The 24,623-nt window shown below is 46.2% G+C and carries 21 protein-coding genes and 1 riboswitch; of the genes, 15 read left to right on the plus strand and 6 right to left on the minus strand.

Annotation, left to right across the window (positions count from 1 at the left end):
• The first annotated feature begins 227 nt into the window (after window positions 1-227).
• The 3 genes from Q9R46_RS25460 (at window position 228) to Q9R46_RS25470 (ending at window position 2,257) form a co-directional block, all read left to right on the plus strand.
• The gene (locus Q9R46_RS25460) at window positions 228-851 is read left to right on the plus strand and encodes a deoxynucleoside kinase (RefSeq protein WP_090917349.1); all 624 of its coding nucleotides are present in this window, start codon (window positions 228-230) and stop codon (window positions 849-851) included.
• Complete coding sequence (locus tag Q9R46_RS25465) at window positions 848-1,504, plus strand: deoxynucleoside kinase (RefSeq protein WP_145332922.1); 657 nt, start codon at window positions 848-850, stop codon at window positions 1,502-1,504. Before Q9R46_RS25460 ends, Q9R46_RS25465 begins: the two co-directional genes overlap by 4 nt.
• Before the next feature lie 270 nt (window positions 1,505-1,774).
• On the plus strand, window positions 1,775-2,257 hold the full coding sequence (locus Q9R46_RS25470; RefSeq protein WP_145415130.1) for a hypothetical protein: 483 nt from the start codon (window positions 1,775-1,777) through the stop codon (window positions 2,255-2,257).
• A gap of 106 nt (window positions 2,258-2,363) precedes the next feature.
• Here Q9R46_RS25470 and Q9R46_RS25475 read toward each other — a convergent pair whose 3' ends face one another.
• Window positions 2,364-3,107, minus strand: coding sequence for a MerR family transcriptional regulator (locus tag Q9R46_RS25475; protein WP_311282240.1), 744 nt, complete (start codon window positions 3,105-3,107; stop codon window positions 2,364-2,366).
• Window positions 3,108-3,443: 336 nt separating this feature from the next.
• On the opposite strand from Q9R46_RS25475, the gene Q9R46_RS25480 reads away from it, so the two are divergent.
• Entirely contained in the window at window positions 3,444-4,631 is a 1,188-nt protein-coding gene (locus tag Q9R46_RS25480; RefSeq protein ID WP_311282298.1) for an MFS transporter, read from the plus strand.
• A gap of 40 nt (window positions 4,632-4,671) precedes the next feature.
• Here the strand turns inward: Q9R46_RS25480 and Q9R46_RS25485 are convergent, their stop codons facing one another.
• The 4 genes from Q9R46_RS25485 to thiM all read right to left on the minus strand — a co-directional run bounded on the left by Q9R46_RS25485 (window position 4,672) and on the right by thiM (window position 7,830).
• Window positions 4,672-5,127, minus strand: a complete 456-nt coding sequence (locus tag Q9R46_RS25485) for an Lrp/AsnC family transcriptional regulator (RefSeq protein ID WP_311282241.1) — start codon at window positions 5,125-5,127, stop codon at window positions 4,672-4,674.
• A 416-nt stretch (window positions 5,128-5,543) separates the two neighbouring features.
• Complete coding sequence (gene thiE / locus Q9R46_RS25490) at window positions 5,544-6,209, minus strand: thiamine phosphate synthase (protein ID WP_311282242.1); 666 nt, start codon at window positions 6,207-6,209, stop codon at window positions 5,544-5,546.
• Window positions 6,209-7,021, minus strand: a complete 813-nt coding sequence (thiD, locus tag Q9R46_RS25495; protein WP_311282243.1) for a bifunctional hydroxymethylpyrimidine kinase/phosphomethylpyrimidine kinase — start codon at window positions 7,019-7,021, stop codon at window positions 6,209-6,211. The genes thiE and thiD overlap by 1 nt, the downstream gene beginning before the upstream one ends.
• A complete protein-coding gene (gene thiM / locus Q9R46_RS25500; protein WP_311282244.1) occupies window positions 7,021-7,830 on the minus strand; it encodes a hydroxyethylthiazole kinase in 810 nt (269 codons plus the stop codon). The genes thiD and thiM overlap by 1 nt, the downstream gene beginning before the upstream one ends.
• Before the next feature lie 265 nt (window positions 7,831-8,095).
• Window positions 8,096-8,198, minus strand: a riboswitch (TPP riboswitch).
• A gap of 227 nt (window positions 8,199-8,425) precedes the next feature.
• Here thiM and Q9R46_RS25505 point away from each other — a divergent pair.
• The 7 genes from Q9R46_RS25505 to Q9R46_RS25535 all read left to right on the plus strand — a co-directional run bounded on the left by Q9R46_RS25505 (window position 8,426) and on the right by Q9R46_RS25535 (window position 18,179).
• Window positions 8,426-9,307, plus strand: a complete 882-nt coding sequence (locus Q9R46_RS25505; RefSeq protein WP_090917367.1) for a radical SAM/SPASM domain-containing protein — start codon at window positions 8,426-8,428, stop codon at window positions 9,305-9,307.
• A 254-nt stretch (window positions 9,308-9,561) separates the two neighbouring features.
• On the plus strand, window positions 9,562-12,399 hold the full coding sequence (locus Q9R46_RS25510; RefSeq protein ID WP_311282245.1) for an S-layer homology domain-containing protein: 2,838 nt from the start codon (window positions 9,562-9,564) through the stop codon (window positions 12,397-12,399).
• Window positions 12,400-12,730: 331 nt separating this feature from the next.
• Entirely contained in the window at window positions 12,731-13,399 is a 669-nt protein-coding gene (locus Q9R46_RS25515; protein ID WP_311282299.1) for a pectate lyase, read from the plus strand.
• A 269-nt stretch (window positions 13,400-13,668) separates the two neighbouring features.
• Window positions 13,669-15,147: a sensor histidine kinase gene (locus Q9R46_RS25520; RefSeq protein ID WP_311282246.1), complete on the plus strand. Its 1,479-nt coding sequence runs from the start codon at window positions 13,669-13,671 to the stop codon at window positions 15,145-15,147.
• Window positions 15,144-15,836: a response regulator transcription factor gene (locus tag Q9R46_RS25525; protein WP_311282247.1), complete on the plus strand. Its 693-nt coding sequence runs from the start codon at window positions 15,144-15,146 to the stop codon at window positions 15,834-15,836. The genes Q9R46_RS25520 and Q9R46_RS25525 overlap by 4 nt, the downstream gene beginning before the upstream one ends.
• Window positions 15,837-15,956: 120 nt before the next feature.
• Window positions 15,957-17,468, plus strand: coding sequence for an S-layer homology domain-containing protein (locus tag Q9R46_RS25530; protein WP_311282248.1), 1,512 nt, complete (start codon window positions 15,957-15,959; stop codon window positions 17,466-17,468).
• Window positions 17,469-17,477: 9 nt separating this feature from the next.
• Complete coding sequence (locus Q9R46_RS25535; protein ID WP_311282249.1) at window positions 17,478-18,179, plus strand: ankyrin repeat domain-containing protein; 702 nt, start codon at window positions 17,478-17,480, stop codon at window positions 18,177-18,179.
• 113 nt (window positions 18,180-18,292) lie between these two features.
• On the opposite strand, the gene Q9R46_RS25540 is transcribed toward Q9R46_RS25535, so the two are convergent.
• Window positions 18,293-19,258 (minus strand): copper amine oxidase N-terminal domain-containing protein, encoded by a 966-nt coding sequence (locus Q9R46_RS25540; protein WP_311282250.1) that lies wholly within the window; start codon window positions 19,256-19,258, stop codon window positions 18,293-18,295.
• 276 nt (window positions 19,259-19,534) lie between these two features.
• On the opposite strand from Q9R46_RS25540, the gene Q9R46_RS25545 reads away from it, so the two are divergent.
• The 4 genes from Q9R46_RS25545 to Q9R46_RS25560 all read left to right on the plus strand — a co-directional run bounded on the left by Q9R46_RS25545 (window position 19,535) and on the right by Q9R46_RS25560 (window position 24,503).
• On the plus strand, window positions 19,535-21,958 hold the full coding sequence (locus tag Q9R46_RS25545; RefSeq protein WP_311282251.1) for an outer membrane protein assembly factor BamB family protein: 2,424 nt from the start codon (window positions 19,535-19,537) through the stop codon (window positions 21,956-21,958).
• A 154-nt stretch (window positions 21,959-22,112) separates the two neighbouring features.
• Entirely contained in the window at window positions 22,113-22,946 is an 834-nt protein-coding gene (locus Q9R46_RS25550) for a methionine ABC transporter ATP-binding protein (protein ID WP_145332936.1), read from the plus strand.
• On the plus strand, window positions 22,943-23,614 hold the full coding sequence (locus Q9R46_RS25555) for a methionine ABC transporter permease (protein ID WP_145332937.1): 672 nt from the start codon (window positions 22,943-22,945) through the stop codon (window positions 23,612-23,614). The genes Q9R46_RS25550 and Q9R46_RS25555 overlap by 4 nt, the downstream gene beginning before the upstream one ends.
• Window positions 23,615-23,666: 52 nt before the next feature.
• Window positions 23,667-24,503 carry a MetQ/NlpA family ABC transporter substrate-binding protein gene (locus Q9R46_RS25560; RefSeq protein ID WP_145332938.1) on the plus strand — a complete coding sequence of 279 codons (837 nt, stop codon included), beginning with the start codon at window positions 23,667-23,669 and terminating at the stop codon, window positions 24,501-24,503.
• The last annotated feature ends 120 nt before the right edge of the window (window positions 24,504-24,623 follow it).

The following is a 24,623-nucleotide window of genomic DNA, read 5'->3' on the forward strand; positions in this document are numbered from 1 at the left end:
AACACACTTGATGAAAATCAGGTGTGTTTTTTTGTGCGGACAATTAAGTTTAAGCTAAGTGGGAAAACAGTTTCAGTTATGGTACGAAACAAGTCTGACGAAACACCCTTATTTTGACTTGCTTTATACATAAAATACTGTCTTTCCATTGTGCCAAGCTGTGATACAATAGGTGAGGTCTATATAGAAACGGAACACGCATAATTACGAGGAGGAACCGTAACACCATGAAATCAGCCCCGTTTATAGCTGTTGAAGGTCCGATTGGAGCGGGGAAAACAACGTTAGCTACGATGCTTTCCCAGGAATTGAATCTCCCATTGGTTAAAGAAATTGTCGAGGAGAACCCATTTTTGGCCTCCTTTTATCAAGATATCGACGAGTGGAGTTTCCAACTCGAAATGTTTTTTCTGTGTAACCGATTTAAGCAACTAGAAGATACCGGCGCCCAATTTATTAAACAGAACAGCCCAGTCGTTTCGGATTATCATATTTATAAAAATTTGATCTTCGCTGAACGTACCTTAAAAGGAACGAAGCGGGATAAATACCGCCAAATCTATCATCTGTTAACGGATGACCTGCCCAAACCCAATCTGGTGCTCTACATTGAAGCTGAGCTGGATACATTGATGTACCGAATTAATAAGCGTGGGCGTTCCTTTGAGCAAGATATGGACCCTGCGTATATGGAGCAGTTAATTGCCGACTACAAAACAGGGATGGAGTATTTGGCCAATGGAACGAATCCGCCAGTCATTCTCAAGATTGATGCAGAGCAACTTGACTTTGTGGAACATCCTGAGGACTTCAGACAGATTGTTAATCAAGTAAAGGAGCTTATCATATGAATAACTATGGCATTCCAGCGAATGCATTAATTACAGTAGCAGGAACCGTAGGGGTGGGGAAATCCACACTAACGGCGGCACTTGCAGATCGATTGAATTTCAAAACGTCGCTTGAGCAGGTTGATCATAATCCGTATTTGGAAAAGTTTTATCATGACTTTGAGCGCTGGAGTTTTCATCTGCAAATTTATTTTCTCGCTGAACGTTTTAAAGAACAGAAAAAGATCTTTGAATTGGGCGGTGGTTTTGTACAGGATCGCTCCATCTATGAGGATACGGGCATCTTTGCACAGATGCATGCCGATCAGGGCACGATGTCTGCTACCGACTTTGAGACGTATAGTAGCTTATTTGAAGCGATGGTCATGACACCTTATTTTCCACACCCGGATGTTCTGATCTATCTGGAAGGCAGTTTGCCATCGATTCTTAACCGGATTAACGAACGTGGACGTGAGATGGAGATTCAGACAGATCGCTCGTATTGGGAGCATATGCATGAGCGTTATTCCGTGTGGATTAACCGGTTTACAGCGTGTCCGGTACTGCGTCTGAACATTGATGAGTACGATGTGCATGATCCCGCTTCAGTCGATGCTATTCTGGGGCAGATTGCGGCTGTTATTAAGCCTTCCAAAGAAGCTCAGGTATAAATTAATTATATTGATCCTCCGTAGGACAAGTTTAGGCGAAATAGACATCTCTTTTACAGTGATTCAGGCTGTGGAAGGGGTGTCTTTTTTTGATTTTTATATAAGTCAATTCCAAAAAAAAGGATTTAGTTGATCAAGCTTTATTGGAATATGTATGTATATAGCTATAAAAATACAGAAAAATGTTGAAATTTGAAGCTTTTTGTGGTTTTATAGGAAAGGTGAATTATGGAAATACAGTATAAGCATGACTCAGGAGGGAAAGACATCGTGGAAGAAAAGCAAGGAGTACAGATTGGAATGCCGATCATCGGTGGTTTGATTGCTGCCATACTGGGAGGTGTGGTATGGGCTGCGATTGCAGCTATGACGGAGTATGAGGTTGGACTTATTGCGATACTGGTTGGCGTGCTTTGCGGGTACGCTGTCGTGTTGTTCTCGAACAAAAAAATCGCAACGGTGCACAAGATTATTGCTGTTGTTTTCGCGTTGGTGGGTATCTTGCTCGGTAAATACTTAACAGTGGTTTATTTTACATCTGAATTGTTTACCGATACAAGTATGCTGACTCTGGTATTTGACGGAGAAATGATTAGTGCGTTTGCAGAAACGATACAAGAATACTTTAGCGAGCCTACAGATTGGTTGTTCATCGTTTTGGCGATTGTTTCTGCTTGGCAAATTCCAGGCCGGATGGCGAAAACAAGCATGGCATCAGAAGCATCAAGCTCTGATCAAGCACCAAGAGCGTAAGGAAGGTAGAAAGTTCTCGGAGTGGACATCGATATCAGGATGGTTCACATTGCGGCCGGGATCGGTGAAGGACGTAACGCCTAAAGGCGTTACGTCCTTTTTGATGTTATGGATTCTGCTCGGCGAATACAGCCATGGCATTACACATGAACTGTGCCAGCCCCTCCCCAAACTGATCGATGCTCCGTGTGAAACGTTCATCGTCTACATACATTTGGCCAAGGACTTTAAAGGCTTCCGGAGAGTAGCTCCCCAATCGATTCAGAACCATGTACCACTGTTTAATCTCGGCCTGTGCTTCGGCAGATTCGGGTGCAGTGTGGCGAATGGTAGCTAACCGTCTGAAGATATCATTCATCTGGTTAGATAGTTCATTTTGTTTGTCACCCGGCTGGTCATTTAATTTCTGGTTTGCCTCATTGACGGCTTTGTCACCCCAGCGCTCACGGGCCTCCTGTTCGTACGGATTTTGACTAAAATCGAAACCCTGAAATTGTTCTGTAGGGGTCATTTCAATCTCTCCTCTCAGATGTAATACGGTTTTATCGATGGTAGTAATCATTTGATCCAGACGCTGGCGTTTTTCCAGCAAAATGAGTTTGTGCATATGCAGTGCTTCCTCCGCATCAAAGGCGGGGTCATCTAAAATGTTTTTGATTTCTTTTAACGAGAAGCCGAGTTCTTTGAAAAATAAAATCTGCTGGAGTCGTTCCAGATTGGTATCCGAATACATTCGATATCCGGCAGCAGTGACCTCGTCCGGGACGAGTAACCCGATCTCGTCGTAGTGATGCAGTGTGCGCACACTGATCGAAGCAAGTTCGGAGACTTCCTTTACTTTCATGGCCATGGGTGAAACCTCCTTACACCATAAATTGTACAATGTCACGTTACGTGAGAGTCAATATGTTCATTTGGTTATGAAGGAGAAAGGCAACCAAGTCGAATAACTGTTTTTCCTTCATGTAAAGGACACCTTTTCCATTCAAGGGCACAAGAGGCAGATCAATGGAATTCAAAGCAAAGTATGCGAAAAAAAGGTTTTTCTTTGTTATCATGCTCAACTACCTTTGATGCTATATGCACAATCCCTGCTCATTTCTGTAAGCTTATCAAAGATAGCAAATGAACATTTGAGCTATCCAAAATACAGAATAAAGGGGCTTTCAATGTGATTTTAAACGAGATGGATTCCATTAAAGAAGACATATATGCCAAAAAACAAGGTCTTCCATGGGTTGCTTTGCTGGCGTTAGCTATGGCAGGGTTTATCTGCATACTTACTGAAAGTCTGCCTGCAGGACTACTACCTCAAATTGCCAATGATCTTGGCATAACGCAGGCAAAAGCCGGACAACTTGTCACGTTGTATGCTGCAGGCTCTCTGGTAGCTGCAATTCCGCTGACTGTGGCAACACGGGGGTGGAGACGCAGACCTCTTTTGCTGTTATGTATACTAGGCTTTCTCATATTTAACACGGTGACTGCCCTATCATCTGTATATGTTATAACGTTGATTGCACGTTTCTGTGCAGGGGTGGCAGCGGGGGTACTGTGGGGAATGACGGCTGGTTATGCACGTCGCATGGTGCCTGAGTCATTAAAAGGAAAGGCTGTAGCTGTTGCTATGGTAGGTACACCTTTGGCATTGGCGCTTGGTGTTCCGATCGGCACTTTTTTTGGAACTTATGCAGGCTGGCGCTTAATCTTTGGGACGGTATCCATACTGACGCTTGTCCTGATCGTATGGGTGTTCTGGAAAGTTCCAGATTATGAAGGCGAAGCCAAGCAAAATCAACTCCCGTTGCATCAGATTTTCTTGCTTCCTGGAATCCGGCCGATTCTGTTTGTAGTGCTTGCCTGGGTGCTGGCTCATAATATTTTGTATACTTACATTTCTCCTTTTCTGGCAGAGACAACACTGGCCCATAGAGTTGATCTGGTTTTGCTCATATTTGGCGTAACTTCAGTAATTGGCATTTGGATGATTGGGCTACTGATTGATCGTTACTTAAGGACACTGGTTCTATTAAGTATTGCAATATTTGCTTTTGCCTCAGCGGCGATGGGGATCTGGATCGATCAGCCGGCCGTTATCATTATAGGAGTAATCGCATGGGGACTGACCTTTGGCGGAGCGGCAACGTTGCTACAAACAGCCATTGCACATGCAGGAGGCCACAGTGCGGATATTGCTCAATCGATGTTGGTAACGGCATGGAATCTAGGGATCGGTGCGGGAGGTATGGTTGGTGCTATCCTGCTTCATTGGATCGGAGCTAGATTCCTGCCGAGCTCATTGGTGCTCTTGTTGTGTATTGCTCTTCTCATCACGTTTTGCTCTAAAAGGTATGGATTTCCCAGTTCGCGCTAAAAGGGGATATTTCCATAAACAAATCTGAGAAGATGAATGGTTAGGAATCCTTTGTGATCAGGAATTGGGGTTCTTCAATCAGGTTTTTGCACGCAATTGGCGAAGACATTGCGATAAGTGTAGTATAGGTCCCGTATTTATCACATTGATTTCCGAATGCCTCCAAGTCGGCAATAGAATCTGTCATGACTTTTAATAAATAGTTGTGTTCTCCGCTTACGCGATAACATTCTACAACTTCAGGCGAGGTACGGCAGAAATCAAGGAAAGCAGTGCATTCTCTAGTCTGAAATAGTAGATAGGATATACTTTGCTTACCTAATTTTTGCGGATTAATAATAGTGCGATACCCTTCAATAACACCACTTTCCTCCAGTCGTTTTACGCGTTCCGTGACGGCTGGCTGTGAAAGTCCCACCAATTTTCCTAATTCGGTCATGGACAATCTGGCTTGATTCTCCATATGAAACAGGATGTTTCTATCGATCTGATCCATAAACTCACTTCCTTTTATTCTATAGGAGATTTTTTGGAGATGCTTTTATATTCATAGTAATTAAAAGATAATGATCTGTAAATCTAAAGTATTATAGTAGAAATGATTTATATATTAAATGTGTTTGGGATGGAAGGGAGGGGGATGAGATCGATATGTGCGTGATGCAAGGTGGGAAGAAGGTGAGAAGAATGAAAGAATTTAAAGAATGCAGAAGGAGGTAAGGGGGCGCAAAAGGATGCACAGGTTGCGGAAGGATAAGGATTAAAGGGATGCAGGAGGATGTATAGATTGCAAAAGGAGGCAAAGGAAGCGAAGAATAAAACAAGAATGGAAAGGGGCGAAGAATAAAACAAGAATGCAAAGGATGCAGAGCGAGTGGCTGCATCCTTTGCATTACCGGGCCGGGAGCATGGCTATGCCTGCTCCCGGCGGGTGATCGCAGCGAGCTGTGCAGCCGCTGCGTGCACATCGGCCGCGCCCGCGATGGCGGAGATGACGGCTACGCCGTCGGCTCCAGCCGCCATCACGGCGGCCGCGGTATCGGGCATAATGCCGCCGATACCGACCACCGGAACTGCGATGCCTGCGGCGCGCAGTTCCGCAACCCCGGCGGGGCCCAGCACAGCGTGGGCATCCGCTTTGGAGCGCGTCGGGTACATCGGCCCGACGCCAAGATAGTCTGCGCCCGCCTGCACGGCACGGCGGGCTTCAAGGGCGGAGTGGGCGGATACGCCAAGCATCCGCCCATCTCCGATGCGGGCGCGTACCAGCGCCGCGTCCGCATCGTCCTGGCCGACGTGCACGCCGTCGGCCTCCACCGCCACAGCCAGCTCCACATCATCGTTCACGATGAACGGTATCCCGTGCTGGCTGCACACCTCGCGAAGCCGCAACGCAAGCGTTATGCGGGCTTCGCCTGTCAGGGCACCAGTTCCCTTCTCGCGGAACTGGAACAGCGTGATGCCGCCAGTGATCGCCTGGCGGAGCACCTCCACCGGGTCACGCGTCGTATTGACGCTGCCCATCACCAAATACAACGGCAGCGCGCGGCACACCGCTTCCGTATCCCATCTGCGCATCAGCGTTCACCCCGCTGTCTGCGCCGGTACGCAAAGTGATTCGTCGGCCCGTGCCCGGTCCCGAACCCCAGCTCATCTTCAATGGCTGCCTGAATGAATGCTCGCGCGGTCGTAACGGCAGCCAGAATAGGTGAGCCCTTCGCGAGTTCCGCCGTAATGGCAGCAGAGAACGTACAACCGGTTCCGTGGGTATGACGTGTCATAACACGAAGGTTCTCCAAATAATGAAAGGAATGCCCGTCATACAGGACATCAACAACCACAGCGCTCCCCGTATCATGTCCTCCTTTGATCAAAGCATACGTTGAACCCATCTGCGCCAATTGCTTGGCGGCTTCCTCACGCTCGCTCAGGTTCCGAATCGGCTTCCCGATAAGCAGTTCGGCTTCCGGGATGTTAGGTGTGATAAGCAAGGCGTGGGGAAGCAGATCCTGAATGAGTGCTTGCACAGCCTCCTGCTGAAGCAGAGGCGCACCGCCTTTGGCAACCATCACGGGATCAATCACCAGATTAGACCAGCCGTACTGCTGGCATTTTGCCGCGACAAGACGAATAATCTCGGCACTATATAACATACCTGTTTTAATAGCACGCGGCTGAAAGTCGGCTCCCGTTGAATCAAGTTGCTGGGCAATGCCGTGATAATCAATCGGAAACACCCCTTGAACCCCTGTTGTGTTCTGCGCGGCAATTGCAGTAATGACCGTCATGCCGTATACACCAAGTTCCTGAAAGGTTTTGAGGTCCGCCTGAATTCCTGCACCGCCGCCGTTATCAGACCCGGCAATCGTTAACGCTTGAGCAATATTCATCACACACCCCCACGAATCTGACGGATTTGTGCTTGCTCGGAGAACAGCGAAGGTGTGATCTGCGCCAGTTGATTTAACAATTCAATCTGGAAGCTGCCTGGCCCCTGATGAGCCGTTCGTGCTGCGGCCTGTTCAGCGGCTATACCGTAGGTTGAGACAGCTTCTACCACACTGTTCAGCATATCGCGTCCCGGCTCGCCAATCGCAGCAAAAGCACCAATGACTGAGCTGAGAAGACAGCCTGCCCCGGTAACTTGGGTGAGCAATGGATGTCCGTTGCTTGTGAGAAAAGTATGAAATCCGTCTGTAATAATGTCGTACTGACCTGTAATGACAACAATACAGTCAAGCTGTTGCGCTGCCTGCTCGGCAATGCCAATCCGGTCTCCTTCGCCAACCCCGGCATCCACACCTTTGATATTCCATGGTACACCAATAACATGAGCGACTTCGGCGACATTGCCTCGTAATACCGTAAGCCGAAGCTCACGAACCAGCATCTGTACTGTATCGGTGCGATATGTCGTGGCTCCTGCACCAACAGGATCAAGGACAACAGGCACATGATGTGCATTGGCCGATTGTCCGGCTAGACGTATCGCTTGAACGACCTTCTCATCCAATGTGCCGATGTTCAGAACCACCGCGCCGGCCATGCGAGCGACGTCAGCGACTTCTTCATGGGCATAGGCCATAAACGGAGAGGCTCCGAGAGCAAGCAGGCCATTCGCCGTAAAAGGGGCAACCACAAGATTGGTAATATTATGAACCAAAGGATTGAGTGAACGTACACGTTCAAGATAAGACATCTTCATTTCCTCCTTGATTTAGAATGATCTTGATGGTGATGAGAGTGAACCACACTCAGATATAGACAAAAAAAGCAATTTGTATCTTGCTCCCAATAACTACCTTCTTCTCATGGGATTACAGAGATTTCATATTGAGAACATTTGAATCCCAGCCAAATCGCCAAAATACAAAAAAAGCCCCGCCCATTTCCGGAGAAATGAGCAGAGCTATACGTGTGAACTGAAGTTGATCCCCGTCCAGGATAGAGATCATCCACTGCCAATAAAAGCCGCTCCACTTCCCTCCGCTGGTATAATCCAGATCAGGTTCGAAGGGTCCGAATCGTCGTATTCGTCTCAGCCTTAAGGCTCCCCTAGTGAAAATGTACAAGATATGCAGTTATATCCTCAGCATATATCCATCTCGTCTTAATGTAAATAGGACGTCAACGAAGTCTTGAAAATGGGCGGGGAATATACCGGAACTTTGTATAGATCCGCTATTGTGATTTACCTTAGCTCGTTAACCCGATATAATGGGGATTGGCCCATATGGCCGTACTACGAATGAGGGCAGGACCGTTGTTCCTCCCGGCAGAATGGGGACCCTGAGTTGAAAACGTTCAAGAAAGTATATATTGAAATTACGAGCATCTGTAATCTGGCATGCAGCTTTTGTCCACAAACGAAGCGAGCCAAAGGATTTATCGACCCTGAAGTCTTTAATAATATATTGGATCAGATCAAACCACACACAAAACATATTTACCTGCACGTCAAAGGGGAACCGCTGCTTCATCCCAAAATTGACCTGTTGCTGGATATGGCTCATGCCAAGGGATTTAAAGTGAACATTACGACCAACGGTACGCTACTACCGAAGACACAGCATAAATTATTGGGCAAACCTGCACTGAGACAGATGAATTTCTCGTTGCACAGCTTTGACGGCCATGAAGGTTCTACGGATCGCGACGGATACTTGCATAACATCTTGTCTTTTGTTCGTGAAGCGGTGAAACATAACGTCATTGTCTCGTTCCGACTATGGAATCTGACGCAGGATAACTTCACCAATGCTCAGATGAATCGCAATCGGGAGACGCTTGAGGTGCTGGAAAAGGAATTCAATCTGGACTTCCGTATTGAAGAAAAGGTTGTTGCAGGTAGTGGCGTGAAAATTGCACCTAACGTATACCTGAATCAGGACCATGAATTCCAATGGCCAAGTCTGGATGCACCTGAAGATGATGGAAAAGGTTTTTGTCATGCATTACGCAGTCAGGCAGCAGTGCTGGTTGATGGAACCGTGGTTCCATGCTGTTTGGATGGAGAAGGTGTCATCAACCTTGGAAACATTCATGAAAAGTCTTTTTCCGATATTGTGGATGGAGAGCGTGCGAACAATCTGGTATACGGTTTTTCCAAACGGGAAGCTGTAGAAGAACTTTGCCGCAAATGCGGATACCGCCAGCGTTTTGGAGCAGGAGCCTAAAATCATACGACAGATAACTAATGTGTTATTCGGTAATATTCCGGATAGCACATTTTTTTATTTCCATGTTAAGAGGAATAAGTAGTTACAATGTGATTCATGATTTCAACTAATATGTAAAATGGTAGTCTATTAATCTTGTTTTTATAAATATACATGGTATTATTATCCTACTGAACATAAAAGGAGGAGTAGTTCTAAAGTAATGTTTTTCTGCGCTAAATACCCTAAGTTTAAGAGGAGTGTGTCGAGTTTTGAATTCAAAATGGAAAAAGTTTAATCGAAAGTTGTCAGCAGTGCTCTCTACATCATTGATTGCCTCTATGTTTTCTATGCAATTGCTAGCCTCGGCGGAAGTGATCCCGTCATCTGTAACGTCATTTAAGGATGTTGAACAATCGTATGCCAAAACAGAAATTACGAAGTTAATTGAAAAAGGCATTTTATCCGGATTTGCGGATGGAACATTTAAACCCTCAGATTCAGTAACACGTGCTCAATTGGCAAAGATTATGGTGGGTGCGCTTCAATTAAAGCCTGACTCTACTGTAGCTAGTTCCTTTAAAGATGTGGAGCAATCCAAATGGTACGCTGGTTATGTATCTGCACTCGTTCAATCTGGTATTGCCCAAGGAACCTCGAAGGATACGTTTTCTCCAGATAAAAAAGTTACGAGAGAGGAACTGGCTGTATTCTTCGTAAGAGCATTCGGCTGGGAAACAAAGAACGCACCAACTCAAACAACGAAGCCACAGCTCGCTGATTTGGATAAAGTATCAGACTGGGCGAAGGATTCTGTGTCACTCGCATATCAATCCGGATTTATTAAAGGCATTGTTCAGAAAGACGGAACAACAACGTTTAATCCAACGGGTGTAGCGGATCGACAAGCATTGGCAAGACTTGCTTATGAGTTTGTCATGAATAAGTCTACATATGATAATATTATGATTCCTGCGAAGACAGACGAAGATAAAAACAACTCTAACCCCACAAAACCAGAAACAACGAAGCCTTCTGAAAACAGCAATAAAGGTAACAGTAGCAACAATAGCTCTACCGGAGATAATGGAAACAATAACAACACAGGTGGAAATAATGGTGGAGGTCAACAAACTTCCAGCAAAAACCTTACTTCTCCAGGCACATACACTTTGGGTAACGTAACTGGTAATGTCACGATTGGTTCTCAAGGTGTAATTCTGAAAGACACCAAGATCAATGGTAACCTTCAAGTTCTTGAATCTGTAGCTAATGGTGATGTTACACTTGATCACGTTACGGTTACAGGAACAACTAGCATTAAAGGTGGAGGACCTAACAGTATCCATGCACTGAACTCTGTTCTTGCGACTGTAATTGTGGATAAGGCAGATGGAAGTGTTCGTTTGGTTCTGGAAGGTGCGAGTGATGTACAACAGATTGAGATCAAGTCTGGAGCCATCGTAAAGAATGATTCCACAGGCGATGTTGGTCCAATTGAATTGACAGACTCTATTCCACATAATGCTGCGGTAGTGTTGAACGGAACGTTTGACTCTATTATGGTTCATGCAGAGCAGATTTCAGTAGAGTTTGGAGACAACTCCAACATCGGAAATCTCGAGGTGTTCCAACAAGCACTGAATACGGTTTTCAAAATCAATCAAGGCGCAACCGTAAATCGCGCGATACTGGATGCTATTGTGCAATTCTCTGGAGCGGGTTCGTTAACTTCTGCACAAGTCAATGTAGAGGGAAGTGACTTTAGCGGGCTGCAACAGCAGCCAAGAATTGAAGCAGATCCTACAGTGACTAGTTTGGTATACTTACCTGAAATTAGTGATCTTTCAGCTGTAAATGCTACGAAACAAATTGTGCTTACAGGCGTAACAGGCTCAGCGAACAAAGATGTGACGTCTCTTGCAAGCTGGGAAGTAGAAAATAACGGCATTGTCACTGTAAACTCGGGTAAAATTCAAGCTGTAGCTAACGGTACAACCGTTGTGAAGGCTAAATATGGAGAATATCAAATCCAAGTTCCAGTGACTGTTGCAGTATATAATGAATTGACACACCCAAGACTTGAAGGTGTTCAGGTTACCAATGGAAGTGCTAAACTGACATTTACCAATGGACTGGACGCATCTGAACTGACTGCTGAAGACTTTGTGGTACATGCATACTATAACGGTCAAGAGCGGGAATTGAGTAATTTGCAGTATCGCAATGGGGAATTTACATTTAGCCCTATCGATAGCTACGGTTCCACATTGTACATTACAGTTGATTCCAATACGGACAAAACTCAGTTTGCAGGAAGCCAAAGTGCTTCTGTAAAACTTACCGGATTCGGTGGACGTATTAAAGATGTCGCTGGAGCACCAGTAGCCAATTTGCAGATTTCCTTCAGAAAAGGTCTGGATAACAAAACGGGTGAGATTGTTGGTACGGTAACGACGGACACTTACGGTAAATATTACATCAATATGCAGCCAGGCATCTATACAGGTGAGCTTGGAGGCGGAGATACAAAGTACATTAGAACATATCTTATTGGTGTATCGGCAGTAAATGTAAATAACCAAAATGAAAATCAAACAGCTATTGAAATTCCGGCAGCTAATGAAACACGTTTTGTATTAACCTGGGGTAAAGATCCAGCAGACCTGGATTCACATCTTATCGGCCCGGCAGGTGATGGAGGAGTGTTCCATACCTACTACGTGGATAAACGTTATTATTATGATGACGAACTGATGGTAGATCTGGATCTGGATGATACTACATCTTATGGACCAGAGACGACCACGATTCGCCAATTGCTTCCGGGAACATATACCTTCTACGTACATCATTATTCAGGCACGAGTACAATCAAGATGTCCGGTGCTAAAATTGATGTATTCCACGGAGCTGTTCCAACGCCAAGTGCAACCTACACGGTTGAAGAAGGAAGCGGAAATGAATTGTACTGGATCGTTCTGAAAATGATTGTTGCCGAAGACGGTACAGTGACTTATGAAACTGTGAATCAATTTACGAATGTTAATCCGCTTCATACGCTAACACCAGAATCTTCTTCCCAAGAAACAAATGGGGCAGATGAGTAAGATAATCTTTGGTTAGACGAAGTATATATAGAACTCCCTGTTATTTTAAAAACAGGGAGTTCTTTTTTAGGTTAAAGATGATATCCAGACAATAAAGACGGCATATTCGAAGTTGATATCGGTATATATCAATGTAAAAACAGAATGTATATGTGCGAACAATGCAGAAGGGATGCCGAAAAATGTAAATATGGTCTCAAGATTATTCCTGTAATCTCCCTTTTTTTGTAGGATTAGGACAGGTTCCGAGCGTTGTTCTCTTCCGCAGTTTTGTGAGACAGGCTAACGTGCTTGGAGACAAATTCACTCATATTAAGGGAGGATGTTCATGATGAAAAAAATGTTAACGCTGTTGTTGTCCGCCGGTCTGGTCGCTTCCATATTTGGTGTACTGCCCGCAGCGGCTGCGCCAACGGTTGTAAACTCAACGATTGTTGTACCTAAGGGCACGACGTATGATGGACAGGGTAAAACCTTTGTGGCTAATCCATCCACCTTGGGTGACGGTTCTCAAGCAGAGAATCAGAAGCCGGTCTTCCGGCTGGAAGCAGGTGCTACACTGAAAAATGTCATCATTGGTGCGCCAGCGGCAGACGGTGTACATTGTTATGGTAACTGTAATATTTCGAATGTGGTATGGCAGGATGTGGGCGAGGACGCGTTGACATTGAAATCGTCAGGAACGGTAAACATTACAGGCGGTGCGGCATACAAAGCTTATGATAAAGTGTTCCAGATCAATGCTGCAGGCACAATTAACATTAAAAACTTCCGTGCCGATGATATCGGCAAGCTGGTGCGGCAAAATGGAGGCACAACATTCACTGTCAACATGACTCTTGATAATTCCAACATCTCGAATGTAAAAGATGCCATAATGCGTACAGATAGCAGCAGCTCCCAAGGCAAAATTACGAATACACGTTATTCCAAAGTGCCAACGCTATTCAAAGGATTTGCTTCGGGTAAAACGAGCCAGTTCGGTAATACGCAGTATTAAACTGTGCCAAGCTTAGTTATCCAAACCAGGTAGACTGGATCAGTGTACCAAGTTTATCTGTCGTACAGTGCGTTAGGAATCACTAATATAATTAAAGCCATATGCACCAAACAGGGTGAAGCAGCGTAAATGCTGCTTCACCCTGTTTTTTTGTGCTCATAACCGTACGACAACATCTAGCCTATTTGATTTGCATATGGGCAACAGGAAGCATCTTGTGATAACATGTGCACTAACTGTACCAATCGCAAGATTAAGAGGGGATACTTATGTCAATTCGCATCAAAATGTTGCTTTCGTTTACAGGCATGCTTGTTATCAGTCTCCTGTTTATTTTGCTTACAGCAAGTCTTTATACCATTGCGGCAACAGGAGATTTGCAAAGTTTTCGAGATATATACAAAGTCCATTATCAGATCAATCCACTGACGGAACAGGGAGAGACGATCTTTCAAGAGATGAAGTTTACGGCGAAAAGTAATCCGGACGAGCTACAGGACAAGGTATTGCTCCGGGAATATGATATGAAGCTTCGAGCCGAGAAATCGGGGCTCTACGTGAGGCGTGAGGACAGTCCGATCTTTGAATCGCGGACATTCCATCAACCCGGATTGGGACAGGCCCTTCCCGCCTATGATCTGAACAACAACCAGATTCGGAGCACGTTTAACATCGGTGAGCGCTTCTACGCATATGCCAAGTTTGATTTTCAGTATTCAGATGGAGAACGAGGCAGTATCTTTGTCATTCGGGAGAGAAGTCCGTTTGCAGAACTGACACGCAAGTTGTTACCTGTGATGTCTCTACTGTTGATTGGTGTCCTGATCATCGCTAACCTGCTTCTGTTCCGCTGGATTACACGCAGTTTCATTCAACCGTTGCATCAGTTACGAAGTTCGGCCGAACAGATTAAAAACGGTAATTTGTCTTTTAAGCTTAAACCTTCCTCCAATGACGAAGTTGGCCAGCTTAGTGAGGCATTTGAGAGTATGCGGAACCAGTTGCAGCGCTCCAATGAGTTGCGGCAGCAAGATGAGATTAACCGCAGAGAGTTGATCTCCAACATTTCGCATGATCTTCGCACGCCGATTACTAATATTAAAGGGTATATTGAGGGGATTCGGGATGGGGTAGCGAACACACCGGAGAAGATGGACACCTACGTCAACATTATTCATTCCAAAGCGGTTAGCATGGATAAACTGGTGGATGAATTGTTTCTATACTCCAAACTGGATTTGAACCAGGAACCCTTTGTGTTCAATCCGATAGATCTGGTTGATTTTATAGAGGATAGCATTGAGGAATTGCGATATGATCTGGAGGATAAGGGTGTAGTACTTGAATGGCATAACCGAGCATCAGGCTCCGTGGTGTCTGCTGTTGATCTCGATAAATTACAACGCACGGTAGTTAACATCGTAGAAAATGCACTGAAATATATGAATGATGACGACAAACGATTCCGCATTATACTTGAAGCCGATCAGGAGTGGAATACCATTACATTCCAAGATAATGGAAAAGGCATATCAGAGGAAGATCTGCCTTATATATTTGAGCGTTTCTACCGGGCCGAGCAGTCGCGCAACTCGTCTACGGGCGGAAGCGGTCTTGGGCTGGCTATTGCCCGCCAGATTGTAGACGGACATGGGGGCTTAATATGGGCTGAAAGCAAACCCGGTGAAGGCACGAGCATCCATATTCAATTGAGACGACTCAAAGACGAGAGGGGGATGAATCCATGACTGATATTCTGATCATTGAGGATGAAACGACCATTGCCGAACTGGAGCGGGACTATTTCGAACTCCACGGATTTACGGTAGATCTGTGTCATAACGGGGATGAAGGTTTGCGTCGTGCTCTGGGAGAGAATTACCGGCTTGTCATCGTAGATTTAATGCTTCCTGGTATGGACGGCTTTGAATTATGCAGGCTCATTCGTGAAGAGAAGGAAGTGCCGATCCTTGTTGTTTCCGCGAAAAAAGAGGAGATCGATAAAATCCGCACGTTTAATCTCGGTGTCGACGATTTCATTACGAAGCCGTTCAGCCCAAGCGAACTGGTCGCCAGAGCCAAGGCCCACCTGACCCGGTACGATAGATTGCTTGGTAAGAGCAAACCTGCCGAACAGGATGAGATCCACATTCGCGGACTCCACATCGACAAGGGATCACGCCGTGTATTTTTGAACGGAGAAGAGGTGGGCATTACCACCAAAGAGTTTGATTTGCTTGTATTTTTGGCGAGTCATCCGAACCGCGTGTTCAGCAAATCCGATCTGTTCGAACGAATCTGGGGCATGGAGTCGAATGGCGATATTGCAACGGTGACGGTGCATGTTCGCAAGCTGCGCGGGAAACTGGAGATTGACCCGAAACATCCGGAATATATCGAGACGGTCTGGGGTGCGGGTTATCGTTTCACCGTATAAGTTTAGAGAAAGATTCGACGCAGTTTATATATTGTTAATATATTTGTCCTTCGGAGTTTCTTTTTATCCCCTACGCTATAGATAGATGTAATAACTACCTACAGAGGGGAAGAACATTTCATGAATCTTACAGCTCGTAAACTAGTAGCACTGTTAACCATAACCGCAATGGGAACAGCGACACTCCCATTCACAACACCTCAAGCTCAGGCAGCTGGCTTCACAACTTCGATTTCAGCTACAGCGACACAGCTTACGAATCAACAGGTGCAGGCGGCCATCAAAGAACTGAACCGTCTGGGGATCATGAACGGATATAACGATCAATCGATGGGCGAGCTTCGGGCGATCACACGTGCAGAGTTAGCTTCATTGATATATAGAACATTCGATTTGCAGAACAAGACAGGAGACATTGCAGCAACGATAACGGATGTTCAGGCGAATGCTTGGTATGCACCGTATGCTCTGAAAGCAGTGGAGATGGGCATCATGCAGTCCGTGGAAGGAGAGTTCCATCCTCAAAGCCCGGTAACTGATGCGGAGCTGGAAGAGGTCGTATCTAAAGCATTAAAACGGGATGTAAAGTCAGTACATCACTGGATGAGTGCTTTCTACGAAGAAACGGGCTCTGTGACACGGGGCGAAACGGCAGTGTTGCTTCAGAAGGCGTATCAAGCCGTTCCTTCGGTTCAAGTCCGCATTGAGAGTATCAAAACGTTGAATAACATGACGCTCGTGATCACTTTGGACAAGCCGCTTACGGCAGAAGATGAAGTGTTTGCCAAATCCCGAACAGACTTTGCGTTTAGCGGGGGACTAACCTTAACCAATATGCCTCGTTTGAAAACAGGTTCTGTTGCTACATACATCGTGCCGACATCCGTTCAACAAGCTGGGGAAACGTACACTCTGACATATAAAGGTCAAGATGCCGGTTCATTCAAAGGCAGTGACGTTAAAGTAAATATGACTCAAGTGCATCAGGTTACGAATGATACGTTTGAGATTGAAGCTTTAAAGGAAAACGGAGTAGTGGATTACGGTTATATTATTTCGGCATACAGCGCTGGTCGGGGGGATAACGCCTTCATCCTGAACGATCAGGAGCAGGCAGACGGCAAAACATATCAGATTATTTCGTCCATGCAGGCAAGACAAGTTACCATTACGCCGGAAAGTGGCGAACCGATCATTGCCAAGTATGTTCCGTTTACGCAATCGACGGATGGCAGACAAGAACCCAAATTCCGATTGCCAGAAGGTCAGATTCTGAAACCAGGGGTATCTTATACCGTGACTTCTGAGTGGGCGAATATCGAACAAGCTTCGTTTACGGCGAAATCGTTTGAATCATTAGTGGTTGAGCGTGCCCAAGTTGCAGGGGAAACGTCCATTGAAGTGACACTTGCCCAAGATCCGGGAGATGAACTATTCTCTGGACGGAGTGTTACCCTGAACGCACCAGATGGGCAAGTCCTGACAGCTACGTATAAATATTCGAGCCGGAAAGGTGCAACAGGTGTATTTGAACTTGCGAGTGGAGAAAAGCTGATCTCCGGCACAATCTATACGCTGAACCCGGTTGGCGATTGGAGTATTGCATCATCGGTAACGGTGGTACAGCAGTAAGGAGGACCTATGAACAAATCCCTGATGCTGATTATTCTGATCAGCAGTGTGCTGTTCGTTCAAGGCTGTATGCTTAACGAAAAAAGTAATCTAAAGGAGGGAAGTCACATGGCTTCACTAAATCAGCAGTTATTCAGTGCAGCTGAAGCAAAAGATGCGAAGAGTATCGAAAAGCTCCTTCAGCAGGGGGCAGAAGTTCAGGCTCAAGATCAGAGCGGAAGAACGGCCCTGATGATTGCAACGTACAATCAGGATACCGCATCTGTGCAAAAGCTGATTGAAGCAGGTGCGGATGTTAACCAGCAGGATGACATGTTAAATAGTCCGTTTTTATATGCGGGTGCTGAAGGGTATTTGGATATTTTGAAGTTAACTATTCAGGCAGGAGCAGACCCTGCTATCACAAACCGGTACGGAGGAACGGCGCTCATCCCCGCTTCGGAGCATGGATACGTTGACGTGGTGCGAGAGCTATTGACCAATACCACGGTAGATGTGAACCATGTGAATAAATTAGGATGGACAGCATTGCTGGAGGCGATCATTCTAAACGATGGCAATGAACGGCAACAGGAGACCATTGAATTGCTCATTCATCATGGGGCTGATGTTAATCTGGCTGATGGCGATGGTGTGTCTCCCCTCCGTCATGCCAGAGCAAAAGGCTTTAAGGAGATCGAAGCTATTTTGTTGCAAGCAGGTGCAAAGTAGTGACTCGCTAGTGCTGCGGGCAAGCAGGTATCTGCGAAGAAAAAACTGAAGAAACAACAAAAAACGGGATGGAGCAGCTTTGGCTGTCTCATCCCGTTTTTTGTTGTTGTGAATTATTTTTGTTCCTCAGGTACTTCAACGATAACCTTGCCTTTGGCTGGCGTAGCAGAGCCGCTTTCAAGTGAGCCTTTCTTGTTCATCATCTCGTATGAGGTTTCCTCCAGCATGAGGGAGTATTTGAAGGATACGAGTGTTTTACCTGCAACAGAAGGGCGGATTCCTGCTTCAGCAACGGGCTTGGTTTTAATAAAGAACAAATCACCAAGCGTTCCGGCTTGTTTACCCAGATTTGCCTGCCATTTCAGCAGGGCATTGCCGTTTGCAATTGTATAGTAGCTGACCAGATCATTATCCTCAATCATGAAGAAGTGATCCTTTTTACCCTGCTCAAAAATATAAGCTGTCGATGAATCCACGGGTCCAAGCGGGCTTTTCACCTGCAGGCGCGGTTGACCGAGACTTGAAAGCCGTGGCAGCTGCAACGCTGCTTCACGGGCAACCGTCAAATCGGAGCCGTTGTAGTCCTTCACTACGGAAGCATTGGTGGTGTATATATAAGCTTCCTTGGCAGCCTGATTCCAGCGTACTTGTGCGCCAAACGTTTCACCGATGGCACGAAGCGGAAGCATAGCTTTCCCTTTGACCAAGATTGGAGCCGAGGACAAGGAGGCATTTTGTCCATTTTTTTTCATCGTTTTACTATTGGGTGTCAGCACGTATTGGTCACTGCCTGTTTTGATGGTGATTTGTTTGCTCTTATTATCATAACCGAAGGTATAATCTCCGAGAAATTGCAGTTCAGTCAAGGCAATGTACGTGACTCCTTGGCGGATGACCACCTCGTATTCTGCTGGCACATTGTTAACATAGGCCATAGGTTTTGTTGCAGCGGCGGCTTCAGCCACCGTAGGCGTGAACAGTGCAGGAGTTACTCCTGCGGTCAGAATGGAGGCGGCCAGCAGCATCTTCCATTTTTTCTGCTTCCAAATGGAGTTGTGTGATAGTGTTTTGTTTTTCATAATCAATCTCCTTTCAGATCATTAGACGGACTGATTATCCTAAAAGTTGCATATTATTGGAACATCCATAAGATATTAACCTAATTCTTGTATATTAAACTGTAGGATGAGGACGTAAAATGAAGCTCAGCTAAGGAAGGCACAGATATTGTGAAGTTGGACATACAATAGAGTATAGAGGATATGATTTTTCCAAAATTCATTCGGAAAACAGGTAACTTTTTGAGATGGGGAGCGTCATATATGGAAATAACTTCTATTGGGGGATGAATGTGTGTGAAAAAGGAGCGTAATCAGAGCATATGGCGTTATACTTGCTGCGTTACCTTAACGGGAATTACCGTGCTGCTGCTAACAGGATGTATGACGCCAGATCCCCAAACGTATGCGTTAGGCGGACAGGCTCAGGACTCAACGATAAAGGCCACTGATATGAAAGCTCCAATTCAAGTCTCCGATACGATTTATAACGACTTAGCGTTGCCCGGTTCACCAACCTCGCTCTCAGCGAAGCAAATTTCCGCCAAGCTCCCCTACAAGAAGGGAGAACAAGTAAAACTCGGAGAGGGTTTGCCTCTTTACAGTGGCCGGAAGGATCACCGCGTTGCGATAGATCAGATGAAGATTACATATCTTACTATACCGAAGGAAAAGTATACGCTGACTGGAGTTCAGGGGGAGTGGATGCAGGTCAAGAACCAGCAGCAAGATAGCTACTGGCTTCCTGCCTGGTATGCGCTTAAGCAGAGTGACAGCATAACGCAAACCGATCCTCATACGTTCACTGTTCGTACAGGCGGCAAACTATATCTCACTCCGGACAGTACGATAACTTGGCCTTCCGACCAGGAGATATTGAAGAGCGCATTCACCGTGGCTGAGTGGAAGGATTGGGTCGGCGTGTCCATTGCTCCCCGGATTTGGAGCAAGGAATGGACAGGTTACCACCATGCACTGCTTTGGATTAAGAAAAGGGATGTTACAGGTCAAACGCCTGTATCAGATGGATGGTTTGTAAGTGAGCCATCGTTACCAATCTCTATGATCCGCCATCTAGTAGATACCAAGCTGAATCAGACCACGACCACCAAGCAGGTTGCCAAGTGGTTAGGGGAGCCGGATTGGAAGGAGCAGTCCAGAAATCTGAATGAACCAGGTGATCCGATGCGAGTTAGGCAGACCTGGAGATATGAGAGGCATGATGCACATGTATTGTTAACCTTTAATAACAACGGCAAGCTAACTGAGATTCGCTGGAATATGCCAGCGAGTCAGGATAATGAGGCAGATCTCCGAAGTTACGAGCGTATGGGTACGTTTAGTTATATCACTCAGGTTGCTGTAGGGAAGTCTCTCCCGCCAACACTATCATGGAAACCGGATTGGGTGAATCAGGGAGATCTGAACTATACCTTTTTACAAGCGGGTACAGATGATGTGCTCCTCATGAAGGGGGACGACGGCGGGTTTAGCGGCATGCATTATGATGATTCCTACTACGCGCTGGATCGACATACAGGGAAACTACTCTGGAGAGTGCATAACGGATATGGTCCAGCTCAAGCGGTTTTAAATACCAAGCGGGATGCCGTTACGCTATATACAAGTTATGACACAGATCGCAAACAATATCTGGATCGCGTACGCCATATCAATCTGAAAGACGGAAAGCTTTTATGGGAATATAAGCCGCAGGGACAAGATAAGCAGAATAACGATACAAACAAGAAGAATACAGCTGACGATAGGGTATGGTTGAACGGCATTAAGGCTGCCCGAAATGTAGTTATTGTAGATATCCCTGCGGCTGAAGGCTCCAGCAATGGATGGATTCATGTGCTTAATAGTTCAACCGGTAAACGGTTATGGACTAAGAAATTAACGACAGGATATCAATTGGTTAATCGGAATGCCGATGAGCCTTGTGTTCTGTATCAGGAGAAAAATCAGCTTGTTGCCGCAGATCCTCTAACGGGACGAACGGTTTGGCAGGTGGAGGCAGCACCACCCGCGATAGAACTTATCGAGAACGATTCCTATTTTGACGGCATCCATCGTTATGATCCTTTTGCCTCAGCACCCCTTGGACGCTGGATGTTGCTGGAAGATCAATGGGTGTTACTTGATCTGACTTCTGGCAAGAAGCGATCTCAATTTCCTGCCCGTACAGGGCAGCAGTTAGAAGTGCTGAATGACGGTATGGTGCTGATTCGTGAGAATCAAAAAGGAGATCGTTACGGTGATTACGGCGACTATACAACCTCCTTGTTTGACCCAAATACAGGCAAGATTCGCTGGACGGTTGATGCGAAGATTGAACGCGGACTTCGAGAAGCGGATCAGCTGTATGTCATTAGAAACGGATATCCTGCCTCTATCGATTACCGTACCGGGGAGACAAGGTGGGATACGCAAGAATCTGTTGGAGCAAACCAATATTCGACCAATCAAGGCAGTTACCTCATTATCGGAGATCGTTTGTTGCTTCCGCGAAATGAAGACTTGCTTGTGATGGATAAAAAGGATGGGACGCTGCTAGGGCGTGTGCATGATGTAGTCATGGGCGCTCCGGAGCATCGGGATCGGGATGCAAAGAATGGCATGGTCAACCGAATTGACGATATGGTTTACGTTGGCTCAGCTAATGGACGTTTCCGTGTCCTTCCAGCTGATCTGCTGGAAGGAGAGATCTCTTTTTAAAAGCTTGTCTGAGCTGCCATGTTGTTTTATTATATATGAACAGGATTGCTCGCGCTCCGGTTATCGGCTGTGCGGGCTTTCTTCATGTGTTCTTGAAAGATTCTTGAGAGATACTTGAAGGAACCATACATGATCATTCACGGGAGGAATCTCCATGATTTCATTATATGGTGTGAGCAAACGGTTCAACGAGCGCGGTTCCCGTGCGGATCAGGGATTCGAGGCCTTGCGATCCGTCTCGCTTGAAATAGGTAAAGGGGAGATTCATGGCATTATTGGTTCCAGCGGGGCAGGAAAGTCGACCTTGCTGCGGATGCTCAACGGTTTGGAACAGCCTGATGCTGGAGAGGTCACCGTCAATGGTCAGCAACTAACCGGAATGAACGAGCGAGACTTGCGTCAGGCACGGCGGTCCATCGGTATGATCTTCCAGCATTTCAATCTGGTCAGCAATCGCACGGTGCTGAGCAATGTGAGTATGCCCCTGGAACTGGCGGGCAAATCACGTTCGCAGCGGCGAGAGCGAGGGTTAGAAGTACTTCGATTTGTAGGACTGGAGGACAAAGCGACCCAGTATCCGGCTCAGCTGAGCGGAGGACAGAAGCAACGCGTTGCTATTGCCAGAGCGCTTGCCAGTCATCCGGCTGTATTGCTCTGCGACGAACCAACGTCTTCACTTGATCCGCAGACAACAGGTGGAATATTGGATGTGCTTCGTCATGTGAACGAAACGATGGGGGTAACGATCGTCGTTGTTACCCATGAGATGGAGGTAGCTCGTCGGTTATGTCACCGCATTACGGTGATGAAAGAGGGTCAGATTGTGCGTACCCTATCTGAATCAGAAGTTCGCAGTATCCCGGTTCCGCAGCCGGATATTCTTACTTCACTGCTTGCAGACGACACTATGGGTGGAACAGGAACGAAAAAGGTAACGGGAACGGGAACCACTCTCCACCGTCTGGCGGAACAGGAGGACAGGCGATGATGTTACCTGATTCGGTCCTTAAATATCAGCATGAAATCTGGCAGGCCATTGGAGAAACATTTGTGATGGTGGGAATATCCATCGCGGCAGCAGTGCTGGTCGGTTTGCCTCTCGGTACGCTATTGTACCTGTTTCGTAAAGGGCAACGATACCAGAATCGAGCCTTGTTCACGGTTCTGGGCAGTCTTGTGAATATCATTCGTTCCTTTCCATTCCTGTTGCTAGTCGTCTTCATGATCCCGTTCACTCGGTTGGTTGTAGGCACATCCATCGGTACGTTAGCTGCAACGGTGCCTTTATCGGTCATTGCTATTGCTTATTATGCCCGCCTTGTCGAACAGGCGCTACTCGATGTGCCTAAAGGTGTCATCGAAGCGGCCTCCTCTATGGGAGCCTCGACCGTGCAACTTGTCCTTAAATTCCTTTACGTGGAGGCAAGGTCTGGTCTTGTGCTGGGACTTACCACAGCAACGATCAGTTTTGTTTCCTATTCTACCGTAATGGGGATTGTGGGCGGCGGCGGTGTTGGTGATTTTGCTATCCGTTACGGTTACCAACGCTTCGAAACGGAAATTATGATATTTACCATTGTTATCATGATTGTGCTGGTACAGATGATTCAATTCACCGGCAGTCGACTGTCTCGCTGGCTGGATCGCAGATCCTGACGAACCCGCTAAAAACGACTATACATTACACAGAGAAGGGGTAAACATCCAAATGAAAGCAAAATTAATGCTCATGTTGCTCGCGGTTATGCTCGTTGTATCCGCCTGCGGTAAAAAAGAAGAAACGCCTGCTACTGAAGGGGCGAAGCCAGAATCACAAGCCGGACAGGAAGTTACACTAAAAGTAGCGACATTGATTCCGCCAATGACGGATGTACTGGACATCGTTAAACCGCTTCTTAAAGAAGATGGCGTAAACTTGGAAGTTGTTGTACTTTCGGATAACGTACAGCCGAATACAGCACTGGCGAACAAGGAAGTGGATGCGAACTTCTTCCAACACGTGCCGTACATGAAACAGTATAACGAGGCGAACAATGCGACGCTGGTGCCTGTTCAGCCCATCTACAACGCGATCTATGGTGGATACTCCAAAACGTACAAGTCCATTGATGAACTGCCAGAAGGTGCAACGATTGCGATCGCGAATGATCCTTCAAACATCGGGCGCTCCCTCGTCATGCTGGAGCAAAACGGCCTGATTAAACTCAAAGAGGGTGTAGGTTTTAATGCGACACAAGCGGACATCACAGAGAACAAAAAGAACTTCAAGTTCAAAGAAGTAGATTTGCTGATGCTTGCCCGCATGATGGATGATGCAGATCTGGTAGCCATGACTCCTGCCTATGCGAGCCCGCTCGGTTTGACACCGAAGAAGGATGCCCTGCTGACCGAGAAGGACGATTCTCATTTTGCAATCACGTTGGTAGCTCGTGAGGATAACAAGGACTCCGAAGCCATTCAGAAGCTGGCTAAACGTATGGCTGGCCCTGAAGTGAAAGCCTTTTTCGAAAAAAACTACGCAGATATTGCTATTCCCGCATTCTAAGGTACAGACCAGTATAGAGATTTAAACATAGAGATCCGAGCAAATATGCTTGGGTCTTTTTGTTTTTGATCTGACTTCTGTTAACAACTGTTTAGAAACTTAATAGGACGAGAGTTAAAT

It is taken from the genome of Paenibacillus sp. RRE4 (genome assembly GCF_031844205.1).
GTDB lineage: Bacteria > Bacillota > Bacilli > Paenibacillales > Paenibacillaceae > Paenibacillus > Paenibacillus xylanexedens_B.

Coding starts and splice junctions, on each gene's coding strand:
- Q9R46_RS25460 (WP_090917349.1), top strand. CDS start 228: ATGAAATCAGCCCCGTTTATAGCTGTTGAAGGTCCGATTGGAGCGGGG.
- Q9R46_RS25465 (WP_145332922.1), top strand. CDS start 848: ATGAATAACTATGGCATTCCAGCGAATGCATTAATTACAGTAGCAGGA.
- Q9R46_RS25475 (WP_311282240.1), bottom strand. CDS start 3,107: ATGGCCATGAAAGTAAAGGAAGTCTCCGAACTTGCTTCGATCAGTGTG.
- Q9R46_RS25480 (WP_311282298.1), top strand. CDS start 3,444: ATGGATTCCATTAAAGAAGACATATATGCCAAAAAACAAGGTCTTCCA.
- Q9R46_RS25485 (WP_311282241.1), bottom strand. CDS start 5,127: ATGGATCAGATCGATAGAAACATCCTGTTTCATATGGAGAATCAAGCC.
- thiE (WP_311282242.1), bottom strand. CDS start 6,209: ATGCGCAGATGGGATACGGAAGCGGTGTGCCGCGCGCTGCCGTTGTAT.
- thiD (WP_311282243.1), bottom strand. CDS start 7,021: ATGAATATTGCTCAAGCGTTAACGATTGCCGGGTCTGATAACGGCGGC.
- thiM (WP_311282244.1), bottom strand. CDS start 7,830: ATGTCTTATCTTGAACGTGTACGTTCACTCAATCCTTTGGTTCATAAT.
- Q9R46_RS25515 (WP_311282299.1), top strand. CDS start 12,731: ATGAAAAAAATGTTAACGCTGTTGTTGTCCGCCGGTCTGGTCGCTTCC.
- Q9R46_RS25520 (WP_311282246.1), top strand. CDS start 13,669: ATGTCAATTCGCATCAAAATGTTGCTTTCGTTTACAGGCATGCTTGTT.
- Q9R46_RS25525 (WP_311282247.1), top strand. CDS start 15,144: ATGACTGATATTCTGATCATTGAGGATGAAACGACCATTGCCGAACTG.
- Q9R46_RS25530 (WP_311282248.1), top strand. CDS start 15,957: ATGAATCTTACAGCTCGTAAACTAGTAGCACTGTTAACCATAACCGCA.
- Q9R46_RS25535 (WP_311282249.1), top strand. CDS start 17,478: ATGAACAAATCCCTGATGCTGATTATTCTGATCAGCAGTGTGCTGTTC.
- Q9R46_RS25540 (WP_311282250.1), bottom strand. CDS start 19,258: ATGAAAAACAAAACACTATCACACAACTCCATTTGGAAGCAGAAAAAA.
- Q9R46_RS25550 (WP_145332936.1), top strand. CDS start 22,113: ATGATTTCATTATATGGTGTGAGCAAACGGTTCAACGAGCGCGGTTCC.
- Q9R46_RS25555 (WP_145332937.1), top strand. CDS start 22,943: ATGATGTTACCTGATTCGGTCCTTAAATATCAGCATGAAATCTGGCAG.
- Q9R46_RS25560 (WP_145332938.1), top strand. CDS start 23,667: ATGAAAGCAAAATTAATGCTCATGTTGCTCGCGGTTATGCTCGTTGTA.